Below are 2,200 nucleotides of genomic sequence, written 5' to 3' on the forward strand. Positions count from 1 at the left end.
GTGGTTGGGGGCGGCGGTGCTCGGATCCGTCCCCGCGGGGCAGGCCCCCAGGGCGATGTAGGACCCCGGCACGCGGTCCAGTACGAAGGCGAAGTCCTCCGAGGCGGGCATCGGACGGGGCGTCACGAACCACCGGCCGGGGCCGAAGACCTCCTCCACCACCCGGCCCGCGAAGGACGTCTCCCCCGGGTCGTTGGTCGTCACCGGATAACCCCGTTCCACGGTCGTCTCCGCGGTCACCCCGTGCGTCCGGGCCACCCCCTCGGCCAGTCGCGGCAGCGCTTCGCGCAGGCGGTCCCGGGTGGCGGTCGCCCAGGAGCGCACCGAGAGGGTGGCCCGGGCCTCGGTCGGGACGGCGTTGTCCGCCTCGCCCGCCCGCAGGCCGGTCACGGTCACCGCGACGGGGTCGAAGGGGTCGATCAACGAGTTCACGGAGGTCTGCAGGGTGCCCACCAGGGAACACAGGGCCGGCACGGGCGACCGCGCGGTGTGCGGCATCGCGCTGTGTCCACCGGCTCCCCGCATGGTCACCTCCAGGGTGTCGCACGCCCCCAGGACGGTGCCCGGGCGGGAGACGAACAGGCCGCGCGGCAGCATGGAGGCGACCGTGTGCAGGGCGTACGCGGCGATCGGGGGTTCCCCGGCGGCTTCCAGGACCCCCTCGCGGACCATCAACTCCGCTCCCCCGTGGCCCTCCTCGCCCGGTTGGAACATCAGGATCACCGCCCCGGGGAAGTCGGCCCCCCGCAACAGGTGGGCGGCCCCGACCAGCATCGCGGTGTGCAGGTCGTGACCGCACACGTGGGCGGCCCCCTCGGTTCCGGAGACCGGCGCCGTCGGGTCGTCCCCGGGGAGTTCGGTCACCGGCAGCGCGTCCATGTCGGCGCGCAGCAGGACCACCGGCCCGGGGCGGGAACCCCGGACCACGGCTGTGACGGAGGTCAACTCCTTCCCCGTGGACACCTCCATCCCCCGATCACCGAGGGCGTCGAGCACCCGGTCCCTGGTGCGCGGCAGGTGGAGTCCCACTTCGGGGTCGCGGTGCAGTGCGTGACGCAGGCGCACCAACTCGCGTTGCGGGAGGGGTCCGGTGGGCGAGGACATCATTCTCCTTCGGGAGCGACGCGTGACTTCTCGGCGAGGACGCCCCCGGCCGAGGGGGGCGACGCGGCCGGGGGCCGGACCGCGAACCCCACCGGGGAGGCGGTGTCGGTGGGGGCGGTACCGGCGTCGGTGGTCGGTACCGACGTTTTCCCGACGCCCCCCGGGGAAGGCGATTCCCCGCGTGGTGCCGCGGTCGTGTCCCTCACCGGAGGTGTATGAAAGGTTTCCCTGGGGGGTACCGAATCCGAGGGATCCCGAAGGATGCCCATTTCCATGGCGGTGGTCACCGCCATGGTTCTGTCGCGTGCGTCGAGTTTTCGGAAAACGCGCCGCCAATAGGTTTTGACCGTGGCTTCGCTCAGGCGCAGGGAGCGGGCTATGGAGGAATTCGTTTGCCCCTCCGCGGCTTTTCGCATCACTTCGAGTTCGCGTTTGCTCAGCCGCACCTCCCCCCGTGACGCGGTGCGCAGCGTGCGGGTGAGGTGGTCGCCCAGCGCCTCCGGCACATGGGTGTCGCCCCTGGCCGTGGTCAGGATCGCCCGCAGGACCTCCTCGGGCGTGGCGCGCCAGGAGATCCCGCCCCCGGCGCCGGCCACCATCGCGTTGATCAGCAGGTTTCCGACCTCGCCGATCACCAGCACCGCCGTGGCGCCGTCGGTTCTCTCCTGAACCTCCCGGGTGAACGGCAGCAGATCCTCCTCCGCGGAGGTCACCACGACCACGTCCGGCCGCAGGGTTCCCACGAGGTCGAGTGCCCGGTCGGCGGCCGTCTCGGTGCCGATGATTTCCACCGAGGGGTGCCCGGATAAGGCGTTGCGAACTCCTGCGTACACGATGGATCCGTCGTTGATCACGAATACTCTGCACGATGTGGCGTCGGTCTTGCCGCTCACAAGTGTCCCCGTTTCTCCGCGGCCCACTCCGCTCAAATCATCATACTGATTCGTGATGCTTTCGGGAAGGTTGGCGGTGCGGGTGGGTAAAGACCGGAACGATTTCGGCAAAGTTCGGTGGAACGTTCCTTCCGAACCCGTGCGGGGGTGGGGGGAGCCGGACCCGGGAGCCCGGGGTCGTCCGGGCACGGTCGTCCCCGGCC

At 70.9% G+C, this 2,200-nt stretch carries 2 protein-coding genes; both read right to left on the reverse strand.

Annotation, left to right across the window (positions count from 1 at the left end):
* On the reverse strand, positions 1 to 1,104 hold a 1,104-nt coding region (locus FOE67_RS23405; protein ID WP_182666826.1), incomplete at its 3' end, for a M20 metallopeptidase family protein.
* Positions 1,104 to 2,108 carry a response regulator transcription factor gene (locus FOE67_RS23410; RefSeq protein WP_182666827.1) on the reverse strand — a complete coding sequence of 335 codons (1,005 nt, stop codon included), beginning with the start codon at positions 2,106 to 2,108 and terminating at the stop codon, positions 1,104 to 1,106. The genes FOE67_RS23405 and FOE67_RS23410, both read right to left, overlap by 1 nt.
* Between the last annotated feature and the right edge of the window lie 92 nt (positions 2,109 to 2,200).

The sequence above is a fragment of the Streptomyces calidiresistens genome (assembly GCF_014141525.1).
Lineage (GTDB): Bacteria > Actinomycetota > Actinomycetes > Streptomycetales > Streptomycetaceae > Streptomyces > Streptomyces calidiresistens.